Annotated in this window: 7 protein-coding genes; 5 read left to right on the top strand and 2 right to left on the bottom strand. The window is 44.5% G+C overall.

From position 1 onward, the window contains the following. Positions 1–94: 94 nt before the first annotated feature. On the top strand, positions 95–979 hold the full coding sequence (locus tag C6Y40_RS01190; RefSeq protein ID WP_105932938.1) for an IS982 family transposase: 885 nt from the start codon (positions 95–97) through the stop codon (positions 977–979). A 123-nt stretch (positions 980–1,102) separates the two neighbouring features. Here C6Y40_RS01190 and C6Y40_RS01195 read toward each other — a convergent pair whose 3' ends face one another. After that, positions 1,103–2,794, bottom strand: coding sequence for a class I SAM-dependent methyltransferase (locus C6Y40_RS01195; protein ID WP_105932946.1), 1,692 nt, complete (start codon positions 2,792–2,794; stop codon positions 1,103–1,105). 386 nt (positions 2,795–3,180) lie between these two features. On the opposite strand from C6Y40_RS01195, the gene C6Y40_RS01200 reads away from it, so the two are divergent. Together C6Y40_RS01200 and C6Y40_RS01205 are read left to right on the top strand one after the other, a co-directional pair. Further along, on the top strand, positions 3,181–4,296 hold the full coding sequence (locus tag C6Y40_RS01200) for a DNA cytosine methyltransferase (protein WP_105932947.1): 1,116 nt from the start codon (positions 3,181–3,183) through the stop codon (positions 4,294–4,296). Next, on the top strand, positions 4,296–5,264 hold the full coding sequence (locus tag C6Y40_RS01205; protein WP_105932948.1) for an HNH endonuclease: 969 nt from the start codon (positions 4,296–4,298) through the stop codon (positions 5,262–5,264). The genes C6Y40_RS01200 and C6Y40_RS01205 overlap by 1 nt, the downstream gene beginning before the upstream one ends. Positions 5,265–5,325: 61 nt before the next feature. Here the strand turns inward: C6Y40_RS01205 and C6Y40_RS01210 are convergent, their stop codons facing one another. Then, on the bottom strand, positions 5,326–5,691 hold the full coding sequence (locus C6Y40_RS01210; protein ID WP_105932949.1) for a DUF2290 domain-containing protein: 366 nt from the start codon (positions 5,689–5,691) through the stop codon (positions 5,326–5,328). A gap of 270 nt (positions 5,692–5,961) precedes the next feature. Between C6Y40_RS01210 and istA the strand changes: the two genes are divergently transcribed. Both istA and C6Y40_RS01220 read left to right on the top strand, forming a co-directional pair. Next, on the top strand, positions 5,962–7,494 hold the full coding sequence (gene istA / locus C6Y40_RS01215; RefSeq protein WP_105932950.1) for an IS21 family transposase: 1,533 nt from the start codon (positions 5,962–5,964) through the stop codon (positions 7,492–7,494). A 9-nt stretch (positions 7,495–7,503) separates the two neighbouring features. Beyond that, positions 7,504–7,899, top strand: a 396-nt coding sequence (locus tag C6Y40_RS01220) for an ATP-binding protein (protein ID WP_170308382.1), incomplete at its 3' end; no start/stop codon positions are given.

Consider the following 7,899-nt stretch of genomic DNA (forward strand, 5'->3'; position numbering starts at 1 on the left):
TAACCCCAATCCTGTTTAAGAAATTGAACTAAATGCCTGTTCCCAGATCGGATCTTTCGACCAAGAACGATTCAATCAAACAAAAGGAACAGGCATGAAGAAGTTAGTAGAATTATTTTGCGATGTCGATGATTTTTGCAAAGTGTTTATCCCTCAATGGCAAAAGCAGCTGCTGGAAGACGGTACTCGAAAAAGACAACGAGCTTGCCGTATGTCAATGAGTGAAATGATGACCATTATTATCGGTTTCCACATGTCACATCATCGTGATTTTAAGAATTATTACTTGGGGTATGTTCACGCTTTTTATCGTAAAGACTTCCCTGTTCTACTCAGTTACACGCGTTTTTTAGAAGTGATGCCTCGTACTATTGTCCCCATGTGTGCCTATTTTAGTTCGCTTAAGGGCAAGCCTACAGGCATCGAATTCATTGACTCAACGAGTTTAAAAGTCTGCCACAACATTCGCATTCCCAGACATAAAACCTTCGACGGAATTGCACAAAGAGGAAAAGGCACCATGGGCTGGTTTTATGGTTTCAAACTACACTTAATCGTCAATCATCACGGCGAAATAGTCGCAGCAAAAGTGACGACGGGTAATGTTCATGACACAAAACCTGTTGAGGAATTAGCTCAACATTTACCGGGTAAATTGTACGGAGACAAGGGCTATTTAAGCAAAGCACTTGAAGCTAATTTATTTGATAAAGGCGTCGAACTTATCACCACGGTTCGCAAAAATATGAAAGCAAAAGCGATGTCTTTATGGGACAGAGCAATGCTTTCAAAACGCTTCATTATTGAAACCATCAACGACCAATTGAAGAACATTTCATTCATTGAGCACTCAAGACATCGCAGTATGAACGGTTTTACGCTTAATCTGATGGCAGGCCTGGTTGCTTACTGCCTCAAGGAAAACAAGCCATCACTTGATATTACTGATGTTGAGCGTAATTCAATGGTCGTGGCTTAAGCCGATCTCGGGTTACTTAATAATTCTGCTTTGGAGCGGATAAATCATCAGATAGAACAATTGGCAATGAGGCGATCAGATGAGCTTTAAACTGACAACAGAACTTTCTGCATGAGGCTTACACTACCACTCTTCGAGTTGCTGAAAGGCTTTGATTCGGTCCCGCTGTAATGTGAGCGCATCGAAGACATCCTCAAAACTGCGGTTACTATCCGGCAGGTTCGGCAACGCGAGATTAGCCTGGATAAAAAACTCGTCCGCACTGTCAGACCAGCCTTGTTGCCACCAATCTGTGATGATTTGCCGGTTCTGCTGCAAACGGGCGGAGCTGGGCAATTTATCTGATTTCCTGGAATTAATGTGCGTTTTAGTAGGAAGCAAATTCCACAAGTCGTTATTCGGCCATCGGGAAAATGGCATGGCGTGATCGATAGCATACTCTGCCAAGAGCTTTTTCCCCGACCAGCAACAGTTTACCTTTTCACTCTCAAGTAAGGCGTTTACCCGGCTTCTGACCCGCGCAGTGGTTCTGCGCGGATCTTCCCAGGTTAACGCTTTAAGCAAATCAGATTGAGAAAACGCCATCGCCCGTTTTGCCGTGTAGGTTTGCATTAATGCAGCCCACTCATTTACCAGTGAGGGCTCTATCCACACACTGAATCTGGCCAGTGAATCCCAGATATTTATCGGAATATAAAAGCGCCCGAAGGATTTCATAAAGTCGGAATTCAGAACAACACTGCCAGAGGGTTTACTGGTGCGTTTACTTTCGACATGAAATACACCCTGCTCAGTGCCAGGCAGAGTAATGTATCGCACAGGCATATTCCGTATGGTGGCCGTAACGTCTTTCAGTGTTTGATATACCGCACGAGCAATATCGACATTCAGATAAGTGGCGCCGATATAAAAATCGTTGGCCGTAAACGATCGTAGTTCCTGCCATCCGCCCTTTTTAACAAACCCCAACCCTTTATTCATGTTGCTACTTTGAGGAATTTCAAAATGATCGAGCAGTGGTTTTAATAGTTTTATCCAGTAAAGGGCTACCAGTCCTACCGGCAATACCACATGCTCTTTGGTGCGTTCGATAACCGCACCGGGATGACCTTCAGCAATTCTTAGTAAGGTGCGCAGCAACGCAACTTTGTACGTAGAAGACTTGTTATCGTTAACAATAATGTTGCGCAGTAGGGGGAATGCCCCCGAACCGTCATCAGGTAAGGTGAGTATTACTGTTTGCCAGTAAACATCATCCCGCCCCAATTCGTCGGCATTGGTCTGTTCACTAAGCAAACGAAATGACAGCCCGAACTTGCGGGCAAACCCCGAAAGCTCATCTGCTGAGACCGGGTACATAGTGCGTTCGTCGTGGTTCGCGCCATGGCGCAGTGAAACAATGATTTTTCCGTTGGCTTTTAACAGGGAGCTGAGCTTACGAATACATCGCTCTCGCTCAGAAGGCACAATATGCATCCAGACAGCACTGAGTAAAATCAGATCAAACTTAGTTTGCAGGCTGAACACCTGATTAAGCTCAGGCAGTTTGTCATTCAACCAGTGAATCGGCTGATTAACCACATATTGTTGGGCGCGTTCACGAATGCCATCAGCAGGTTCAACAGCAACAACACTCAATCCTTTATCAGCAAGAAAGCGAGCATCGCGACCAGAACCTGCTCCAATATCCAGCACAAAGCCTTTTTCAGGTATTTCAGAAAGCCAGTCGCCATGTACTTTTTCAAACGCTACGCTGTTATATTGATCAGCGAGTTTTTCTGCGTGAGTTGAATAGTATTTAATGTTTTCGGACAAAGGCTTGCTTCCTTGCTAGTTTGTTCAAAACAATCCAGTTAAATTAATATATTCAGCACAATACGAACAATGCGATAAAAATGCAAAGTACGTTTGCCCGCAAGAACCAGGCTTATTGCAATGACTAAATATTAAACTCTTAGAGCATAAGTTAGCCTTTCCCTATTTCACGATGCCTTCATTTAAAGAACCGCCTTAAGAAAATAACTCATTGTAATATATAACAAAAAAATTCACTGACTCTACAAAACACCTTAAACGGCTTTTTACATTTATTATATGTATAATGACTGACCTTTGGTCTAGATTACGCGCCCAGCTATTGAAACCCACGAAGATACTGTATATAAAAACAGTCAAATGGTCATTGGACGGATAGAAATAACATGAAACAAAAATACAAACTCATCGATTTATTCTGTGGCGCAGGAGGCATGTCGCTAGGTTTCGTTGACGAACGATTCAACGGTGAATTTGAAAGTATTTTGGCTATCGATAATGATGAGGCCGCGGTAGCAACTTATAATGAGAACTTTGGCGACGACAATCATTGTTACCACGAGAATATAGAGTTGTGGTTACAGAATAATACAGTTCCCAAGGCAGACGTAATTATCGGAGGTCCGCCCTGCCAAGGTTTCAGTCTACTTAATAAAAATAGGGATGGCGATGCTCGTAGACAGCTATGGGAACCATATATGGATATTGTCGCGCAGTCAGAAGCTTCCGTTTTTGTTATGGAAAACGTACAGGGCTTGCTCAAAAGCTCTGAGTTCAACGATATTCATAGTAGAGCCACAGAACTAGGGTTTGAGCTACTAAATCCACTTGTTCTTAATACTGCCGATTACGGTGTACCTCAAACTCGTAAGAGGGCAATTATTGTTGGTGTAAAAACTGATCACTTCGATTGTTTTGATGTGGTGCCAGCATTTCCTCCTCCACCAACACATCAAAACCCTAGCGCCGGTGGCAAGCTTCCGGCTTGGAGAACGGTGAAAGAGTTTATTGATGATCTCCCAGAGCCGGAAGGCACAGAAGTTAGAGTCGAACTAAGTGGTCCGCTTAACTTACATTTTGGGCGAAAGCCTACTGAAATAAGTAAGGAAAGATATAAAGCTGTTCCTCTCGGCGGAAACCGTTTCGATTTGCAAAGAAATAGGCCTGATATAACTCCAAAATGTTGGATAAACAAGAAATCTGGTGGTACTGATTTATTCGGCAGACTTTGGTGGGACCGCCCCTCAGTGACAATTCGTACTGAGTTTTTTAAACCTGAGAAAGGCCGCTATCTACACCCACAGTCAAACCGTCCAATAACGCACAGAGAGGCGGCTAGGTTGATGACCTTTCCCGATGACTTTAAGTTTTCAGGAACAAAAATAGAAATAGCGAGACAGATTGGGAATGCTGTTCCTCCGGTTTTTGCCAGCAGCATTGCAGGTTATATTAGTGAAATACTTGAGCTTGTAAACAGACAGAAAATACGAAGAGTTGCTTAATGGCTAGAAGATCAAAAAGGACAGATCCCGAAACGCTAAGAAAAGAATTAGTCGATTTATTGATAAAGTTTAAATCGAAATTGTTAGAGGACGACCTTCGAGATAAGGTCAAAGATCTTATCCCTGCAAATCATTTGCTTCGAGACTTGGGTAGTTCCCTCATTGATGAGGACGATACTAATTCAGCCAGAGAAAGAATACTTGCTTATTTTAGAAAATACCCGACAACGCTAATTTGCGGTGACGAGATAATGGTCGTTGCAGGCATTAGTGAATATGCACGTCGCATCAGGGAATTACGTGTTGAAATGGGATGGCCTATTCAAACTGGCTTGGCCCTAAAAGATATAATCGAGGATGATGAAGGCTTAGAAGATATTTATCCAAAAGATCTGCTTAAAAAAGATTACTACGTTCTAACCGAAAATAAACAAGATAGAGATGCCGCTTACAGATGGAAAATTGCTAATACAATTCGAAAAAGCAATGCTGGCGTCAAAAGTAAAATTATTGAATATTTCCTTAAAAATGTCGGTAAAGAAGTTACTGGAGAAGAATTAAAATATTTGGCCAATGACCGTTCAGAATGGCCTAGGCGGGTTAGAGAACTGCGGACTGAAGAAGGCTGGCCAATAGCTACTAAAGTATCAGGCCGACCTGATCTTAACGTCGGTATTTATGTCTTGGAAGAGGATCGACAAGCAGAAGTACACGATAGAAAAATACCTGATCCAGTTCGTATTAGCGTACTAGAAAGAGATAATTACTCCTGCTGCAATTGTGGATGGAACCACAAGAATAAAAACGAAGCAGATAAACTTCGTAACCTTTTAGAGCTGCACCATATAGAACATCATGCGAAAGGAGGCGAGAACTTGTTGGAAAACCTTATTACACTTTGCAACATTTGCCACGATGATGTTCACCGAGGGAATATCAGCTCAGAAAAGCTCACCAGCCTATTGTAAACTTCCCTCGATAACTTACACCTCAATCGCAAGCAGGTTACACATAAGTGTACGAAAATACCTAGAGTAAATTTATTAAACCTTTTTGAACTGGGCAAAAATATTTATCTTCAAGTAGAGCTAGCTGATCTTTTTCTTCTTTTGCTAATTTCTCTAATCTAAAGCTTTCACCTGTCTTTGCATGCCATAAGTCGCAATAAAAATTTTTCACTACAAATAAAGTAAACATAAATGGGGACCAAACCCTATCTAAGGCTATTCGAGATGGGTTATTTAAGCCTACATGCATATGTACTGCAGGGTGATGTATTTTTACGAACTGAGTGTAACTCGCATCGACTCTCACTATTGGGATACTAAAATAGTAGTCTAATTCCGAAAGAGCCTGACTAAATTCCTCAAAATCAATTTCACCAGACCTAAACATGCTCTCGAAAAGCCTAATGTCATTAATGGATTCTGTCGGCTCATAATCAATTACTGTGGATGTGCATACACCGGAGCAAACCGGACATCGATTCCGGCTTTATCCGGACACCCTTTCCGTTTTAATCCGGACACCGATTCCGGGATAAACCAGCCAGTTTTCGTCTAACTCTGGAATCATTGTCCGGAATGCCGGAATACCTCTCTTTTCTCTTTTAAATCAATTAGTCACTATCCTCGTTATCAATTGAATTATAGCGAGGACGTGAACATGACAAAAAAGAGGACATCTATGGCAAATATCAAAGAGATTTTGCGCCTTAAATTCGAATGTGGATTGTCTGTCAGAAATATCGCTGCCTGCACCAAGGCTGGACGCTCAACGGTTTCTGATATCCTGACGCGCTTTGAACAAAGCGCTTTGCGTTGGCCACTTACCGACAACTGCTCCGATACCGAGTTAACGCAGGCCCTGTATCGGGATAAAACGGCAGCTCAAAATAAGATCATGCCTGATTTCGCTCAGTGCTTTATCGAGCTTAAGCGTAAGGGCATGACAAAGCAGCTTCTGTGGGAAGAATATGTCGCCGAGCATCAGCACAGAGCCTATCGTTACAGTCAGTTCTGTGAGCATTACCTTCGATGGCATAAGATGCAAAAGCGGAGTATGCGTCAGATCCACACTGCCGGCGATAAGCTGTTTATCGACTACTGTGGCCCGACAATCCCGGTCGTGAATCCTGATACCGGAGAGGTTCGTTATGCGCAGATCTTCGTTGCAACGTTGGGGGCATCCAATTACACCTACGTCGAAGCCTGCCCAAGTCAAAAACTGGAGCATTGGCTGGAAGCGCACGCAAACGCCTTCACGCACTTCGGAGGCGTGCCAGCGCTTCTGATCCCGGATAACCTTAAAGCCGCGGTCACCAAAACGGATCGTTACGAGCCGAAACTCAACGACAGTTATCGTAAACTCGCGAATCATTACGGCACTGCGGTGATGCCCACGCGACCTTATAAACCGAAGGATAAAGCCAAGGCAGAAAACGCGGTACTGATTGTTGAACGCTGGATCATGATGCGCCTTCGCCACCGCGTATTCCATACCTTCCATGTATTAAATCTGGCGATCCGCGAGCTGATGGACGATCTGAATCAAAGAGAGATGAAACAACTGGGCGCGAGCCGTAAAGCCTTATTCGACAGCCTGGATAAACCCGCCCTGAAACCTCTCCCGGTTCAGCGCTATCTGTATACAGAAAGCAAACGCGCCAAGGTAGGGCCGGACTATCACATCGAATACAGACAACACTATTACTCGGTCCCTCACCAACTGGTAGGCCAGCATGTTGAACTGGAGGCGAACGTGCGGCTAATCCAGATCTACCACCAGGGAAACCTGGTGTCTCAACATCCGGCCAGCCAGAAAGCGCACGGCCTCAGTACTCACACGGAGCATATGCCCAGCAACCATCAGTACCAGAAGTGGTCACCGGAGCGCTTACTGAACTGGGGTGGCAATGTTGGGGCGGCTACCCGGCAGGTTGTCAGTACTCAGCTCAGCGCCAAAGATCACCCCGCGCAAGCGTACCGTAGTTGTCTTGGTCTGCTTAATCTCACCAAAAAATACGGCGATGTGCGCCTGGAACAGGCCTGTAAAGATGCGCTGATGGTGAATAAACCCTATCTGCGTTTTATCAGAAACCTGCTTAAAAACCACCGGGAAGGCCAGCTATCTTCCGAGTCTCATACCACCCCGGATATCCAGCACAGCAATGTGCGTGGCCCAAATAGTTACCACTAGGAGAACGACATGAATCAGCTTAATGAACAATTAAGAACCCTGCGTCTTGGTCACGCCGCCAAGGGCCTTGAACAGCAGCGGGAGCAACTCTCCACCTACGCCGAGTTAACGTTCGAGGAGCGGCTTAGTCTGCTCCTTGAAAGCGAGGTGCTGGGGCGAAGCCGGGCCAGGATCGAACGCCTTAAACGACAAGCCAAGCTACGTATTGATGCCTCACCTAATCAGCTTATCTACAAAGAGGATCGGGGCCTAAAACGCATTCAGCTAAGTGAACTATTAACCGGGAGCTACCTGCTAAAGCACCAGAATATCCTGATCACCGGACCAACAGGTGCCGGTAAAACTTACGTGGCCTGCGCATTGGCAACCCAGGCCTGTGAGCAGACGTACAGCGTTCGTTACTAC

Source organism: Marisediminitalea alba (genome assembly GCF_002993365.1).
Classification (GTDB): domain Bacteria; phylum Pseudomonadota; class Gammaproteobacteria; order Enterobacterales; family Alteromonadaceae; genus Alteromonas; species Alteromonas alba.